General features: G+C 62.5%; 13 protein-coding genes. 1 reads left to right on the top strand and 12 read right to left on the bottom strand.

Annotation, left to right across the window (positions count from 1 at the left end; genetic code table 11):
* Positions 1-37: 37 nt before the first annotated feature.
* Positions 38-1864, bottom strand: a complete 1827-nt coding sequence (locus LB553_RS21555) for a potassium transporter Kup (protein ID WP_224516373.1) — start codon at positions 1862-1864, stop codon at positions 38-40.
* A 173-nt stretch (positions 1865-2037) separates the two neighbouring features.
* Positions 2038-2778 (bottom strand): pyridoxine 5'-phosphate synthase, encoded by a 741-nt coding sequence (locus tag LB553_RS21560; protein ID WP_224516322.1) that lies wholly within the window; start codon positions 2776-2778, stop codon positions 2038-2040.
* A 174-nt stretch (positions 2779-2952) separates the two neighbouring features.
* On the opposite strand from LB553_RS21560, the gene LB553_RS21565 reads away from it, so the two are divergent.
* Complete coding sequence (locus LB553_RS21565; RefSeq protein WP_224516323.1) at positions 2953-3348, top strand: STAS/SEC14 domain-containing protein; 396 nt, start codon at positions 2953-2955, stop codon at positions 3346-3348.
* A 12-nt stretch (positions 3349-3360) separates the two neighbouring features.
* Here the strand turns inward: LB553_RS21565 and LB553_RS21570 are convergent, their stop codons facing one another.
* From LB553_RS21570 to LB553_RS21615, 10 genes are all read right to left on the bottom strand, one after another.
* A complete protein-coding gene (locus LB553_RS21570; protein WP_224516324.1) occupies positions 3361-4488 on the bottom strand; it encodes an ATP-dependent DNA helicase in 1128 nt (375 codons plus the stop codon).
* Between the two features lie 132 nt (positions 4489-4620).
* Positions 4621-4971, bottom strand: coding sequence for a nitrile hydratase accessory protein (locus LB553_RS21575; RefSeq protein WP_224516325.1), 351 nt, complete (start codon positions 4969-4971; stop codon positions 4621-4623).
* A complete protein-coding gene (gene nthB, locus LB553_RS21580; RefSeq protein ID WP_224516326.1) occupies positions 4958-5617 on the bottom strand; it encodes a nitrile hydratase subunit beta in 660 nt (219 codons plus the stop codon). Before nthB ends, LB553_RS21575 begins: the two co-directional genes overlap by 14 nt.
* Positions 5614-6231, bottom strand: a complete 618-nt coding sequence (gene nthA / locus LB553_RS21585; RefSeq protein ID WP_224516327.1) for a nitrile hydratase subunit alpha — start codon at positions 6229-6231, stop codon at positions 5614-5616. The genes nthB and nthA overlap by 4 nt, the downstream gene beginning before the upstream one ends.
* A gap of 64 nt (positions 6232-6295) precedes the next feature.
* Entirely contained in the window at positions 6296-9448 is a 3153-nt protein-coding gene (locus tag LB553_RS21590) for an efflux RND transporter permease subunit (protein ID WP_224516328.1), read from the bottom strand.
* Positions 9445-10728, bottom strand: coding sequence for an efflux RND transporter periplasmic adaptor subunit (locus LB553_RS21595; RefSeq protein WP_224516329.1), 1284 nt, complete (start codon positions 10726-10728; stop codon positions 9445-9447). The genes LB553_RS21590 and LB553_RS21595 overlap by 4 nt, the downstream gene beginning before the upstream one ends.
* 355 nt (positions 10729-11083) lie before the next feature.
* The gene (locus LB553_RS21600; protein WP_224516330.1) at positions 11084-11680 is read right to left on the bottom strand and encodes a LysE family translocator; all 597 of its coding nucleotides are present in this window, start codon (positions 11678-11680) and stop codon (positions 11084-11086) included.
* 4 nt (positions 11681-11684) lie between these two features.
* Positions 11685-12656, bottom strand: a complete 972-nt coding sequence (locus tag LB553_RS21605) for a hypothetical protein (RefSeq protein WP_224516331.1) — start codon at positions 12654-12656, stop codon at positions 11685-11687.
* Positions 12656-13231: an acetolactate synthase small subunit gene (gene ilvN, locus LB553_RS21610; RefSeq protein ID WP_224516332.1), complete on the bottom strand. Its 576-nt coding sequence runs from the start codon at positions 13229-13231 to the stop codon at positions 12656-12658. The genes LB553_RS21605 and ilvN overlap by 1 nt, the downstream gene beginning before the upstream one ends.
* Positions 13232-13313: 82 nt before the next feature.
* Positions 13314-15095 carry an acetolactate synthase 3 large subunit gene (locus tag LB553_RS21615; RefSeq protein WP_224516333.1) on the bottom strand — a complete coding sequence of 594 codons (1782 nt, stop codon included), beginning with the start codon at positions 15093-15095 and terminating at the stop codon, positions 13314-13316.
* Positions 15096-15161: the final 66 nt, after the last annotated feature.

Genomic DNA, 15161 nt, shown 5'->3' on the forward strand with positions numbered 1-15161 from the left:
AACGGCCGGACCTCTTCGTCCGGCGAAATCGGTCTCGTCAGATTGCGACCTGAGTACCGATTTCGACCACGCGTCCGGTAGGGATCTGGAAGTACTCCGTCGCGTCCGCGGCCGTTCGCGCCAGGCCGATGAACAGCCGGTCCTGCCAGACCGGCATGCCGGAATTGGGTGAGGCCTTCAATGAGCGCCGCGACAGGAAGAAGGATGTCGTCATGATGTCGAACTTCCAACCCTGCTTGCGGCAGATGGCCAAGGCGCGCGGAATGTTGGGCTGCTCCATATAGCCGAAAGTCAGCGTCACGCGCATGAACAGCTCGTTGACGGTTTCCAGCTTGACGCGCTCGCTGTCGGGCACAACCGGCTGCGGCGCCGTCACCACCGACAGGATGACGTTCTTTTCATGCAGCACCTTGTAATGCTTCAGGCTGTGCATCAGCGCCGTCGGCGCGCTCAGCGGATCGCTGGTCAGGAACACAGCGGTGCCCGAGACCAGCTGCGGCTTCTTCTTCAACAGGTTCGCCGCCAGGAAATCGAGCGGGATTTCGTTGCGGCGGGTCTTGTCGAACAAATAGCGGCTGCCGCGGATCCAGGTCCACATGATCAGCCCCATGATCGAGGCAACCGTGATCGACACCCAGCCGCCCTCGACGATCTTGACCACATTGGCCGAGAAGAAGCCGAGATCGATGACGCCGAACAGCAATGCCAACGCCAGTGCGGCCGCAACCTGCCATTTCCAGAGCCAGCGCATCACCACGAACAGCAGGATCGTCGTCATCAGCATCTCTCCGGTCACCGAAATGCCGTAAGCGGAGGCAAGCGCGCTCGAGCTGCCGAAGCCCACGACCAGAAGCATCACGCCGAGCGCGACCAGAAGGTTGACCCTCGGCATGTAGATCTGGCCGCTCTGCATCTCGGAGGTGTGCTGCACCTCGATGCGGGGCAGAAGGTTGAGCTGCACCGCCTGCCTTGTCAGCGAGAAGGCGCCGGAAATGACAGCCTGGCTGGCGATGACCGTGGCCGCCGTCGCCAGCCCGACCATCGGCATCAGCGCCCATCCGGGCAGCATCTGGAAGAATGGGTTGGTGGGCTTGCCGCCATGCGAGAGCACGAAGGCGCCCTGCCCGAAATAATTCAAGAGCAGGCAAGGAAAGACGATTGCGAACCAGGCCATCACGATGGGCTTGCGGCCGAAATGGCCAAGGTCGACATAGAGCGCCTCGGCGCCGGTGACCGCCAGGAACACGGCGCCCACGGTGACGAACGCGCCTGTCGGCGTGGTGGCCAGGTAGTAGATCGCGTAATAGGGATTGATCGCCAGGAAAACGGACGGGTCGTCGACGATATGATAGACGCCGGCCGCGCCGATCGCCACGAACCACGTCGCAGTCACGGGCCCGAACACCGCCGCCACCTTGCCGGTGCCGAAGCGCTGCACCGCGAAAAGCACGGCCAGGATGACCAGGGTGATCGGCACCACATAGGCATCCAACGCCGGCGTGACGACTTCCAGGCCTTCTACCGCCGACAGCACCGAGATCGCCGGCGTGATGATCGAATCACCGAAGAACAGCGCTGCCCCGCAAAGGCCGATCACCAGGATAAGGCGTGAACCAGGCGGGTAGGCGCTGCGCGCCAGCGACATCAGCGACAGCGTGCCGCCCTCGCCCTTGTTGTCGGCCCTTAGCACGAAGGCGACATATTTGATCGTGACGATGATGGTGAGTGCCCAGACGATCAGCGACAGCACGCCGAGCACATCGTGGCGGGCGACCGAGCTCGACGAGGCATGCAGCGCCTCGCGGAAGGCGTAGATCGGGCTCGTGCCGATGTCGCCATAGACGACGCCCAGCGCGCCAAGCATGAGCACCTTGGTGCTGTGCTGCCGTTCGGTTTCGGCATGGCCCGAGCGTTCGAGAGATTCCGTTTCGCCGGCGTTGGCTAGCACTATGAACCCCACTTCACCGGATTCGTCACGCTCCGAGCTCGCCGCAACGCGCGGGACGCACCAAGACTGCCGAAACTACGCAAGGCGCCCTACCATCCGCAGGCCTTCAAGAACCGCCCGACCGTGCCGGCCATGCCATACTCGAGCGCATCCGCTGTCAACCCATGTCCGATCGATACTTCGGCCAATGCCGGGATGCGTTTGGCCAATGCCGGCAGGTTTTTCACGGTCAGATCGTGGCCGGCATTGACGCCGAGCCCGGCCTTGAGTGCGGCATCGGCGGTTTTTCCCAGTCTTTCCAGTTCTTTCGCCGCCTTTGCGGAATCGGAATGGAAACCTCCATATGGCCCGGTATAGAGCTCGATGCGGTCGGCGCCGGTGTCGCGAGCCGCGTTGACCCCGTCCGGATCCGCGTCGGAGAACAGCGACACGCGGAAGCCGCCTTTCTTCAACCGCTTGACGATTGGAGTGAGGAACGCCGCCTGGGCGACGAAGTTCCAGCCATGGTCGGAAGTCGCCTGCGCCGGGTCGTCCGGCACCAGCGTCACTTGCTCGGGCTGGTTCTTTTCGACAAGCGCCAGGAAATCCTCGGTCGGATAGCCCTCGATGTTGAACTCCGCGCCCGGAAACTCGTCGTCGATCAGCGCCCTGATCTCCGGCAGGTCGGAATGCCTGGTGTGCCGCCCGTCGGGCCTCGGATGCACCGTCAGCCCATGCGCGCCGGCGGCAAGCGCAATGCGGCCAAGTCCGGTGATGCTCGGCCATGGCAGGTCACGTCGGTTGCGCAGCACGGCGATGGCGTTGAGATTGACCGAAAGCTTAGCAGGCATGAGCTGGGGTCCAGTGGATCGGCGGGCATCTATACCGCCTTTAACGGGAACAGATAGAGGGTTTCGCGTGTTCCAGGGGATAGTTGGAGGCTAAACCTCTCTGTTTCAACGCAATTCCGGACGGAAAACCGCGTCGTACTTTTCTTGGAATTGCTCGAGCGCAAGGATTTACCAGTGAATTTTCTCGAAGCCGTGCCGGCGATCCGCCGCATCGAGACCAACCGCGACGCGCTTTTCGCCATCGACGTCGTCGGCGATGTCTCACCGGCCGATGCGGAAAACCTGTTCGGCCTGCTGGAGGCCGCCTACGCGCTGCATCCGAGGATCGACGTGCTGGTCAGGCTAACCGACGAGGAAAGCGTCGACTGGGCCAACATTTCGAAGGACACGCTCCGGCAGGGAGTCGCCGACGCGATGGAACATGTCGTGCGCTGCGCCGTCATCGGCGAGCCGAGTTGGGCCTCCCTCGTAGCCGGCGTGTTCCCGAAGACGCTGCCTTTCGAATTCAGGCGCTTCGATGTCGATGACGAGCAAGCCGCCTGGCAGTGGCTTGGCGCAAGGCCGATATGACATTCGCAAGCGTCAGCGCACCACTGTCAGCCGCTCGACGGCACGGGTGATTGCGGTATAGAGCCAGCGCTGCCTGGTTTCCTTGAACGCCCAACTCTCGTCGAACAGCACCACGTCGTTCCACTGCGAGCCCTGCGCCTTGTGCACGGTCAAAGCGTAACCATAGTCGAAATCGTCGAAGCGCTTCTTCTGCTGCCAGGGGATTTCGGCATCCGGATCCTCGAACGCCGCCTTGAGCAGCTTGATCTTGGCGACGCCGCGGTCGGGGTCGTCCTCTTCCGGCGAGACCAGAAGGTTGATGCCAGGCTTCACCGTCTCGCGCGACGAGGTCATCACCTTCCACAACGAACCGTTGAGCAGCCCTTTGGCCGGGTCGTTGCGCAGGCAGACCAGCTTGTCGCCGGCTTGCGGGAAATCGGCGTTGAAACCCTTCAGCTCGCGCAGCCTTTGATTGTAGCGCCGGCGCGTGCGGTTGGTGCCGACCAGCACCTGGTCGGCCTTGAGCACCAGTTCCTGGTTGACTGCTTCCCTGCCGATCACCTGCGCCGTGCCGTAGTCGCCATGCATGAATTCGCGGCCCTCGCGCACGTCGAGCGCCAGCCGGATGATCGGATTGTCCCGCGCCTGGCGGTGGATTTCCGTCAACAGCACATCGGGTTCGTGCTCGGTGAAGAAGCCGCCGCCCGAAATCGGCGGCAGCTGCGCCGGATCGCCGAGCACCAGGATCGGCGTGCCGAAACTCTGCAGGTCGCGCCCGAGCTGCTCGTCGACCATCGAGCATTCGTCGATGACGACGAGCTTGGCGCGCGAAATCGGGCTTTGCCGGTTGAGCGAGAAGGTCGGCGACATCGATGTCTTGCCGGTCACCTCGTCCTCGACCGATTCCTCACCTTTCGGCCTGTAGATCAGCGAATGGATGGTGCGGGCGTTGGTCGCCCCTTTCGAGCGCAGCACCTGCGCCGCCTTGCCGGTGAAGGCGGCGAACTGCACCTGGCCGTCGACATGCTCGGCGAAATAGCGCGCCAGCGTCGTCTTGCCGGTGCCGGCATAGCCGAACAGCCGAAACACCTGCGGCCGGCCCTCTTTGAGCCAACGCCCGACCGCCTTCAGAGCCTCATCCTGCTGGGGAGAAAATTCCATCAGTGCGACAGACCGGATTCGCTGACGAAAGACAAGATTGGCCGCCATATCGGCCGTTGCCGGCTGCGAGCGCCAGCCTCGACAACTCAGGCTATCAGCCACAAACCGGAACGTAAAGAGAACAAAGACGATCTATCGCCCTGCGCCCGGATCGTTCTCCAGCAGGATCGGCTTGCCATGCGGTGTGGCGTGCGCGGCGCGTTCCCAGGCGGCGGCCAGTTCATCCACCTCGCCCTTGCCGGCGACACCCTTCCTGGACAAAAGCTTCTCCAGCGCCGCCAACCAATGTTCGCAGTAGTCGTGACCGTCCGTTGCCGTGCCTGGCTGCTTCACCTCGGCCGAAAGCGCCTCCGCCCACTCGCTCCACGAGAACAGGCCCTTGTCGTGCAGCGCAACCGTCAGGGCGAAGGCTTCGGCCTGCCACGGCTCGGCGAAGACCGGCTCATCGAAACCGGCCGGCAACGCGCCTTCATGCCGGCTCAAGATAGCTCTCCCAGGCATCGATCGAGACGCTGAGCGTCGGGTCGGCGCGCTCGCCCCAGATTTCGGGCCCGTCGAAGACCACGGTGTAGACCCGTTGCGGGTTTTCACCCTTGCCGTGTGCGTTGGTGTCGGGGAAGACGAAGCCGTCGCGCACCGCCTCGATCGTCCCGCTTTTGCCGCGCGCATAGCGCGGCAGGCGCGTATGGCCGGTCGGGTTGAAATTCTTGGTGCGCACCCGATCGCCCGCCCGAAAACGCGCCGGCGTGGCGACTGGCCGGTCGCACGGCCCGCCCTTGGCTAGCACCGCCGGTACATCCGCCGCCTTCAGCACTCTCTTCGGCGTCGCGGCGGCATCGACGGCCTTGCCGGCGGCAAGGTCGCGCTCGGTGACGAAGCCGTGGCGTTTCAGGAGCGTTTCCAGCGCCTTGATCCATACCTGGTAGTAGCTCGAGGAATAATAGTCGGCGGGGTGCAGCGATTCCCGCGCATGCCGGCTCTCGTCGATGTTCCAGGCGCCCATGGACCCGGCGGTGAGTGTCACGCCGAGCGCCCGTCTTTCCCATGCAGCGTGGAAATAAGGCTCGTCCTTTTCCGGCGCGACCGGCCCAAAACCCATCTGCCCGCCGAGATCCTGCGGCCCGTTCATGCCGGTTCCCCTTCCGGCTTTCTGGCAAGCGCGGTGCCGATCATCGCGTCGCGGCTGACCAGTTCGGCGAGCTGCTCTTCGCTCCAGCCCTCGGTCCCCTTGGGACGCATCGGCACCACCAGGTAGCGAAGCTCGGCCGTCGAATCCCAGACGCGGATTTTCTTTTCCGCCGGCAGTGTCAGCCCGAACTCCTCCAGCACGCCGCGCGGATCGATCACCGCCCGCGAGCGGTAAGGCGGCGCCTTGTACCAGACCGGCGGCAGGCCGAGCACCGACCACGGATAACAGGAGCAGAGCGTGCAGACGACGAGATTGTGCGTCTCATCGGTGTTGAACACGGCCTGCATGTGCTCGCCCTGGCGGCCGGTGTAGCCCAGCGAGGCGATCGCGGCCGTGGCGTCGCGCTTGAGCCATTCGGCATAGTCAGGATCGTTCCAGGCCTTCGCCACCACCCGCGCGCCATTGCGCGGGCCGATCTTCGTCTCATAGGTGTCGACGATGACGTCGATGGCAGCAGGGTCAATCAGGCCCTTTTGGGTCAGGATCGTCTCCAGCGCGCGCACGCGCGCCGCGAACGGATCGAGCTCGTTGTCGTGGTCATGATCATGGGACATGGCCACAGACTAGGATCGGTTGCGGCCGGCCGCAAGCGCCGCGGCTTGGGCCAGCCGGAGCGATCTACTCGGCCGCCGTCTTCTGCGGCTCGGGTTCGCCATCGAACAGCGAGCGTTGCTCGCCGCTTTCCACCACATGCAGCGCCGGCCGGCTCTTCCTCGACGAGAAGCCGAGCAGCCAGCCGGAGAAATTCTCGAAATAGACGTAGATCACCGGCGTCACGAACAGCGTCAGCGCCTGCGAGGCGAGCAGACCGCCGACCACCGCGACACCGAGCGGCTGCCGAAGCTCGGCGCTGGCGCCGGTGCCGAGCGCGATCGGGAATGTGCCCATCAACGCGGCCAGCGTCGTCATCATGATCGGCCGGAAGCGCATCAGGCAGGCTTTGTGAATGGAGTCCTTCGCCGACATGCCTTGTCGCCTGAGCTCCAGCGCGACATCGACCATCATGATGCCGTTCTTCTTGACGATGCCGATCAGCATCAGGATGCCGATCACCGCGATCACCGACAGATCCATGCCGGCGAAGCGCAGCGCCACCACCGCGCCGAGCACCGCCGACGGCAGGCCGGTGAGAATGGTGAGCGGGTGGATGAAGCTCTCATAGAGCATGCCGAGCACGATATAGATCGTCAGGATCGCGCCGCCGATCAGCAGGCCTTGGTTGGCCAGCGAATCCTGGAAGGTCTTGGCCGTGCCGGCAAAGCTGGTCGAGATCTCCTTCGGCATGCCGATCTGGTCTTTGAGCTGGTCGATGCGGGTCACCGTGTCACCGAGCGACACGCCCTGCGGCAGGTTGTAGGAGATCGTCACCGCCGGAAGCTGGCCAAGCTGATTGACCGTCAGCGCGCCGGCCGTGCGATCGACATGCGCGAAGGCGCCGAGAGGCACAAGGCTGCCGCTCGCCGTCCGCATCTGGATGGCGAGCATCCGCTCGGGCGACCATTCGATCTTGGGATCGAGCTCGGTGATGACCTCATAGCTGTCGGCCGAACCGAAGATCGTCGAAACCTGGTCGGTGCCGAAGCCGCCATAGAGGGCGGAACGCAGCGTGTCGGTGTCGATGCCGAGCTGGGCGGCCTTGTCGCGGTCGATCACCAGCGAGGCCTGCAATGCGTTGTTCTGCAGGTCGCTGGTGACGTCGGTGAACATCGTATGGTCCGCCGCCATCGCGTCGTTCAGCTTCTGCGCCCAGATGTCGGTCTGGCGGGTATCCAGGCCCTGCACCACGAGCTGATAGGCGCTGGCCGACGACCGCGAGCCGAGCCGCAGGTTCTGCACCGGCTGCATGTACGTCTCGATGCCCGCCACGCCGGCCAGCTGGTGTCTCAGATCCGAAAGCACCTTCTCGATATTGGGCCGCTGATCCTTGCCCTTGAGCTGGACGAAGAGCTGGCCCTGGTTGAGCGCGTTGTTGCCGCTGCCCGCCGACCAGGCCACATGGTCGACATAGGGCGACTTCGAGAACACGCTTGCCACCTGCCCTTGCAGCTTCGCCATGGCATCGAACGAGATGTCCTGACGCGCGATCGTGGTCACCGATATCTGGCCGATATCCTCCTGGGGAAAGAATCCCTTCGGCGAGACCTGGATCACCCACACCGACGCCGCGGCGGTCGCGATGAAGACGAGGAACACCAGGAAAGTATTTCGCAGGCAGAAGCCCAGGATCCGGTCGTAGCCGCGCGTGATGAGGTCCGGCTTATGACCGGGGGCGTGCTTTTCGCGATCGGCCTTGGTCACCGACAACAGGCGCGAGCAGAGCATCGGCGTCAGAGTCAGCGACACGAACATCGAGGCCAGGATGGCGACGGTCACCACGACCGCGAATTCGTTGAAGATGCGGCCGATGACGCCGCCCATCAGAAGCACCGGTATGAACACCGCCACCAGCGAGATCGAGATCGAGATGATGGTGAAGCCGATTTCGCGCGCGCCCTTCAGCGCCGCGTCGAAAGCCGGCAGCCCATCTTCTTCCATATGACGGAAGATGTTTTCCAGCATGACGATGGCGTCGTCGACGACAAGGCCGACGGCTAAGGTCAATCCCATCAGCGAGATGTTGTCGATCGAAAAGCCGAACAGGAACATCGCGCCAAGCGTGGCGATCAGCGAGATCGGCACCGCCACCGCCGGGATGATCGTCGCCGTCACCCGGCGCAGGAACACGAAGATCACCAGCACCACCAGCGCGATGGTCAAGAGCAGCGTGAACTGAACGTCGTCGACCGCCTGGCGGATCGATGTCGAGCGGTCGTTGAGCAGCTTGATCTGGGCGGCGGCCGGCATCTGCTCCTGGAAGGACGGCAGCATCGCCTTGACTTTGTCGACGACGTCGACGGTATTGGCGTCGGGCTGGCGCTGCACGGCCATGATGATCGCGCGCGTGCCGTCATACCAGCTCGCCGTCGTCGTGGTCTGCACGGAATCGACGACGCGCGTCACGTCGCCCAGCCGCACCGGACGGCCGTTCTTGGTGGCGATGATGAGGTTGGAGAAGCCGGCGGCGTCGGTGAGCTGCGTGTTGGCGGTAATCGTCAGCTGCTGCTTGTTGTTCTGCAGCACGCCGAGCGGGGTGTTGCTGTTGGCCGAGGTGATCGCAGCCTGCAGCTGATCGATCGAGATGCCGCGCGCGGCGAGCGCGGTCGGATCGATCTGGATGCGCACGGCATATTTCTGCTGCCCGAAGATCGAGACCTGCGCAACGCCGTCGATGGTCGACAGCGAAGGCGAGATGACGTTTTCCGCGAAGGCGTCGAGATCCGTCAGTGGGACCGTGTCGCTCACCAACGACATCAGGAGGATCGGCGCATCGGCGGGATTGACCTTGCGATAGCTTGGCGGCGAGGTCATTTCCGGGGGCAGCGATTTTTGCGTTCGCGCGATCGCTGCCTGCACGTCGGCGGCGGCGGCATCGATGTCGCGGTTGAGCACGAACTGGATGGCGATCGAGGTCTGGCCGAGCGAATTGGTGGTCGAGATCGAATCGATGCCGGCGATGGTCGCGAATTGCTTGATCAGCGGCGTCGCCACCGACGTCGCCATCGTCTCGGGCGAAGCGCCGGGCAGGCTGGCCGAAACGTTGACCACCGGAAATTCGGCGCTGGGCAGCGCCGCAACCGGCAAGAACTTGTAGGCAAAAATACCGCCCAGAATGAGGGCGAATGACATCAGAAGGGTGGCGACAGGCTTGCGGATGCAGAATTCGGAGATCATTGGCTCGCCCCGCTGGCCTTGTCGGCCTCCGCGACCTTGGGCGATGCCTGACCGCCGGATCCGGCCGCGGCTTTGCCTTCATGCACCGCCGCGCCGTTTTTCAACCGCGTCTGGCCTTCGACGACGACCTTCTCGCCGCTCTTGAGGCCATCGCTGATGGCGCTGTTTTGGCCCTCCGTCAGCGCCACCTGCACCGGCCGCATCTCGACGGTGTTGTCGGGCTTGACCACATAAACGAAGGGTCCTTTCTGGCTGGGCTGCACCGCGACCGTCGGAACCGAGGTCATCTGCGGCATCATGCCGGCCTCGAGCACCACGTTCACATATTGCCCGGGCCACAACGAAAGATCCGGATTCGGTATGCTCGCCCGCGTGGCGATGGTGCCGGAGGCCGTATCGACGCTGGAATCGACGAAATCGAGCGTGCCCTTGCCGATCGGCGTGGGATCGCCATTCTTGGTCAGCGTCACGTCGCCTTGCTGTGGGTCGGCGAGCGCCTTATGCAAAAGGGCAAGATTGCTCTCGGGCAGCGTGAAGTTCACCTGCAGCGGATCCATCTGCGTGATGGTGACCAGCGGCGTCGAGCTGCTCGAGTTGCCGTTGCTGGTGGTGACGAGATCGCCGACCGAGACGTTGATGGCGCCGAGCCGGCCCGAGATCGGCGCCGTAATCGTTGCATAGCTCAATTGCACGGTATCGGCATCGATGGTCGCCTTGTCGGCATCGATGGTGGCGGCCGCAGCCTTCTGCGCCGCCAGCGCCTGATCGTAGGTCTGCTGCGTGCCGGCCTGCTTGGCGACGAGATCCTTGGCGCGCTGCAGATCGGCCTGGGCGCTCACCAGCATCGCCTGGTCCTTGGTGAGCTGCGCCTGATCCTTGGCGAGCTGCGCCTTCAGCGCACGGTCATCGAGCGAAATGAGCAGATCGCCGGCCTTGACCATCTGCCCGTCCTTGACCGCGATCGACACGATCTGGCTGGAGACACGGGCATTGATATTGACCACCTCCGGTGACGAGACGAAGCCGATGGCATAGCGGCGGATCGGAAAATCGGCGGTCGTCGCGGTGGCGGAGACGATCGAGGCCGAACGCGGACCTTTCGCATTGTCCGGGGCACCGGCCGCTTTGTCGCCGCTCGACGTCTTGTCCGAGGTGGCCACGCTGGCCTGCTTGCCCGAAATCAGCTGCTGGACCTTGGCCAACGTCGTGGGCGAAAGATAGAGCCCGGCGCCCGCCAGGCAGGCGACCGCAACAACTGCAAAGGCGATTTTTCCGCGCATCGACAAATAAACCTTCTACCCGACGCGCCGATACCGGTGGTCCATTGTAGCTCGCTTCACGACCTCGTGCCGCGATTTTCGTGGAGTAGATAGGACAAGGCTTTGGCGGAAAAGGGCCAAAACGGGGCATTACGAAGATTTAATGTGCACTGCACAATGGCTAGGCAGCCGGCTAACGAGGCCAGCGACGCCTCTGCGACCGATCCAAAGACTATCAGATGTGTTGATATTCAGGTCAGGCCGCGCCGAAAATGGTGGATTCCGAGAACCGGAGCGGAGCGTACTTTTCGTACGTGAGCACCGGAAGCGCAGGAAGCCGCCATTTGCAGCCGGCCTCACCTGAATATCGGCATATCTAACGGAGCATCGGCCACAGCGTCGCGGCCAGCAGCACGCCCATGGCGATGTTGAACCATTTCAGCCGCACCGGATCCGACAGGAAGCCGCGCAGCGCCGTGCCGAAGCCGGCCCACACCGAAACGCTGGGCAGGTTGACGATGGTGAAGGCGATCGAGATCAGCGCCACCGAGATGAATGGGTGATCGGCATTGGTGTAGACGGCCATCGCGGTGATCGCCATCACCCATGCCTTGGGGTTGACCCACTGGAAGGCGGCGGCGTCGATGAAGCGCATCGGCCGGCCCTGCGCCCCTTTTCCGTCGCTTATCGAGCGCGACATGGCGATCTTCCAGGCGAGGTAGAGCAGGTAGACGGCGCCGGCGATCTTCAGCGCCGTATGCAGCGCCGGCACCGCGGTCAACACCGCGCCGAGCCCGAAGCCGACGGCCAGCAGCAGGACCAGAAAGCCGATGCTGATGCCCAGCATATGCGGAACCGTCCTGGCGATGCCGAAATTGACGCCGGAAGCGAGCAGCATGAGGTTGTTCGGCCCCGGCGTGATCGAAGTCACGAAGGCATAGACCAACAGGGCGAGGAATGTGTCGAGCGACATGTTATTAGAACATGGGCCCACTTGATGGGTGAAGGCCGGTTCCTTCCAACAGTCCCATAAAGCCAAGCCAACCCTTTATCTTAAACCCAGGTTTAATTTGATATGTCGCGGTATGGTGGCTTCCGGCCGGAAAAGTGGAAGACTTTAGGCGAGTATGCAAATCTTCCGTGTCAATTTCCACTATAAACCCTTCATATTCGAAGTGTTTCAGGTCTGACAAAAAACCATATTCACTATTCGGGAATATTTCCTTGAATTTCTTGTTATATATGGGTTGAAAATAACGTATAAGGCCCGCCTCTACAATTTGAGTCATCTCTTTGTCGCCGATGGGGTTATCAAGCGCTTTCATGAGTCGCTCTCGATCGCGCTCGTCACCAATTAACGACTTGTCTCGCCCGTCGAAAGTTATGAAGACTTGGTTGTTGTCCTGATATTGAAAGCCATAGACGTACACGTCGGTGTCCGGGGAATCCGCAGCATTTTCTGCCACAATCCTCTGAAGCGTTTCGTGTCTCAACAAACGGTCAATCACGTTGCGTTGTCCGTCGGCACCGTATGCCTGACCAATATATACGACCTCATGGATTCGAGCTTCTGGGAATTTTCCATTAAGCATCCAAAGCATCGGAAAGTCTCCGCCAGTTGGCCCTTTATCCGAAACCATTCTGAAGTTTCGCCCACCGCCATCTGTCGCTTCAAATTCCTTTATTCCCCAATCTTCCGGGAAACCGAAATCATGGAATTTTTCTGAGAAATCATGCCCAACCTTCACAGTGTAGGTCACTTTCGCGCCGTCGAATTTTATCGAACTGGGGACCAATCTCACCCGCCGGGCACGGACGATCACATAGATATGAAATTGGTCAATCCACTCGATTTCTCTCGCTTTTTCCAGTCGATGCGGAGGCAGAAAAAAACAACGCGACGAGCAAAAGCCGGCCGTAAAATTGGTTACAAAAGCGTCCTCGGTCATCACATTCCCTGCGGGCCGCGGTTCATCGCGGCGACGCCGGTGCGGCAGATCTCGACTAGGCCGAGCGGCTTCATGATGGCAATGAACTGGTCGAGCTTGGACCCCTTGCCGGTGATCTCGAAGATGAAATGCTCGGTGTTGGCGTCGATGACCGAGGCGCGGAAAGCATCGGCGAGACGAAGCGCCTCGACCCGGGCGTCGCCTGTGCCGGCGACCTTGACCAGCGCGAGCTCCCGTTCCAGGGGCCGCTCCTGGCCAAGCTCTTGCGAACGGACGGTCAGGTCGACCACCCGGTGCACCGGCACGATGCGCTCGAGCTGATGCTTGATCTGCTCCATCACATGCGGCGTGCCGCGCGTCACGATGGTGATGCGCGATAGATGCTTCTCATGCTCGGTCTCGGAAACGGTAAGGCTCTCGATATTGTAGCCGCGACCGGAGAACAGGCCGATGACGCGGGCAAGCACGCCCGGCTCGTTGTCGACCAACACTGAAAGCGTGTGCGTTTCCGGCTTCTCGGTTTCCTTGGCGATGAAATAGGCGGAGCCGGTCGGTTGAAGGTGCTGTGCGTTCATAAGGTGAATCTCGATTTCAGACTTTTGAGCTAATTCTCTGTTTGCGCACGGCTTTCTCTCGATAGCCCCGCCTTGATGGCTGCTACACCAGTTCCCTGCCCTTGGCGTCGATGGCGTTGGCGACCGCCTCGTCGGTCGCCTCGTCGGGCAGGAGCATCTCGTTATGCGCCTTGCCCGACGGGATCATCGGGAAGCAGTTGGCCAGGGTCGCCACGCGGCAGTCGAACAGCACCGGCTTCTTGACCGAGATCATCTCCTTGATCGCGTCGTCGAGCTCGTCCGGCTTGTCGCAACGTATGCCGTGGCCGCCATAGGCTTCCGCCAGCTTGACGAAGTCGGGCATCGCTTCGGTGTAGGAATGCGACAGCCGGTTGCCGTGCAGCAGCTGCTGCCATTGGCGCACCATGCCCATATACTGGTTGTTGAGGATGAAGATCTTGATCGGCGCCTCATACTGCACCGCCGAGCTCATCTCCTGCATGGTCATCTGCACCGAGGCGTCGCCGGCGATGTCGATGACCAGCGCATCCGGGTGCGCGATCTGCACGCCGAGCGCCGCCGGCAGGCCGTAGCCCATCGTGCCCAGGCCGCCCGATGTCATCCAACGGTTCGGCTTGTCGAAATGATAATGCTGCGCCGCCCACATCTGGTGCTGGCCGACCTCGGTGGTGATGTAGGTGTCCTTATCTTTGGTCAGTTCGTAGAGCCGCTGGATCGCGTATTGCGGCATGATCACGTCGTTGTTCATCTTGTAGGCGAGCGAGTCCCGCGCCCGCCATTTCGCGATCTGCTCCCACCACGGATAGAGCGCCTTCTTGTCGACCTTGGCGGTCGCCCGCCACAGCCGCACCAGATCCTCCAGCACGCGGCCGACATCGCCGAGGATTCCGACATCGGCATGGACGTTCTTGTTGATCGAGGACGGATCGATGTCGATGTGGATCTTCTTCGAGTTCGGCGAGAACGCACTGAGCCGGCCGGTGATGCGGTCGTCGAAGCGCGCGCCGATGCAGATCATCACGTCGCAATCATGCATCGCCATATTGGCTTCGTAGGTGCCGTGCATGCCGAGCATGCCGACCCAGTTCTTGCCGGACGCCGGATAGGCGCCGAGCCCCATCAGCGTCGAGGTGATCGGGAAACCGGTGAGGTCGACCAGCTCGCGCAGCAGATGGCTGGCTTCCGGGCCGGAATTGATGACGCCGCCGCCCGAATAGATGATCGGCCTCTTCGCGCCCGCCATCAGCTCCACGGCGGCCTTCACCTTTTCCAGGTCGCCCTGGACCTTCGGCTGGTAACTGGTGCGCGGCGCCGTCTGCGGCGGCACGTAGATGCCCTTGGCGAACTGCACGTCCTTCGGGATATCGACCACGACCGGGCCGGGACGCCCCGTCGTCGCGACATGGAAGGCCTCATGGATAGTGGCGGCGAGCTGGTTGACGTCCTTCACCAGCCAGTTGTGCTTGGTGCAGGGCCGCGTAATGCCCACCGTGTCGCATTCCTGGAAGGCGTCGGAGCCGATCAGCGAGGTTGGCACCTGGCCGGTCAGGCAGACCAGCGGGATCGAATCCATCAGCGCGTCCTGCAGCGGCGTCACCGCATTGGTGGCGCCGGGGCCGGACGTCACCAAAAGCACGCCGGCCTTGCCGGTCGAGCGCGCATAGCCTTCGGCCGCGTGGCCGGCGCCCTGTTCGTGCCGGACCAGAATGTGCTCGACCTCGTCCTGCTGGAAAATCTCGTCATAGATCGGAAGCACCGCGCCGCCCGGATAGCCGAAGACATGCTTGACGCCGTTGTCCTTCAGCGCCTGCACCACCATCTCCGCGCCTGTCATCTCGCGCCGCTCGTTCTGTCCGTTGCTCATCGGTCTGGTCCCGTACTGTCCGCCGTCTGGCGATTTGCTGCTCGTTAAGTTGGTTGAAGGCAATAA

Origin of the sequence: Mesorhizobium sp. CA8, assembly GCF_020164955.1 — a bacterium.
Lineage (GTDB): Bacteria > Pseudomonadota > Alphaproteobacteria > Rhizobiales > Rhizobiaceae > Mesorhizobium.

Excerpts from the sequence above, each read along its gene's own strand:
- LB553_RS21600 (WP_224516330.1), bottom strand. The coding sequence starts at position 11,680 with ATGTCGCTCGACACATTCCTCGCCCTGTTGGTCTATGCCTTCGTGACT.
- ilvN (WP_224516332.1), bottom strand. The coding sequence starts at position 13,231 with ATGAACGCACAGCACCTTCAACCGACCGGCTCCGCCTATTTCATCGCC.
- nthA (WP_224516327.1), bottom strand. The coding sequence starts at position 6,231 with ATGTCCCATGATCATGACCACGACAACGAGCTCGATCCGTTCGCGGCG.
- LB553_RS21615 (WP_224516333.1), bottom strand. The coding sequence starts at position 15,095 with ATGAGCAACGGACAGAACGAGCGGCGCGAGATGACAGGCGCGGAGATG.
- LB553_RS21595 (WP_224516329.1), bottom strand. The coding sequence starts at position 10,728 with ATGCGCGGAAAAATCGCCTTTGCAGTTGTTGCGGTCGCCTGCCTGGCG.
- LB553_RS21555 (WP_224516373.1), bottom strand. The coding sequence starts at position 1,864 with ATGCTTGGCGCGCTGGGCGTCGTCTATGGCGACATCGGCACGAGCCCG.
- nthB (WP_224516326.1), bottom strand. The coding sequence starts at position 5,617 with ATGAACGGGCCGCAGGATCTCGGCGGGCAGATGGGTTTTGGGCCGGTC.
- LB553_RS21570 (WP_224516324.1), bottom strand. The coding sequence starts at position 4,488 with ATGGAATTTTCTCCCCAGCAGGATGAGGCTCTGAAGGCGGTCGGGCGT.
- LB553_RS21605 (WP_224516331.1), bottom strand. The coding sequence starts at position 12,656 with ATGACCGAGGACGCTTTTGTAACCAATTTTACGGCCGGCTTTTGCTCG.
- LB553_RS21590 (WP_224516328.1), bottom strand. The coding sequence starts at position 9,448 with ATGATCTCCGAATTCTGCATCCGCAAGCCTGTCGCCACCCTTCTGATG.
- LB553_RS21560 (WP_224516322.1), bottom strand. The coding sequence starts at position 2,778 with ATGCCTGCTAAGCTTTCGGTCAATCTCAACGCCATCGCCGTGCTGCGC.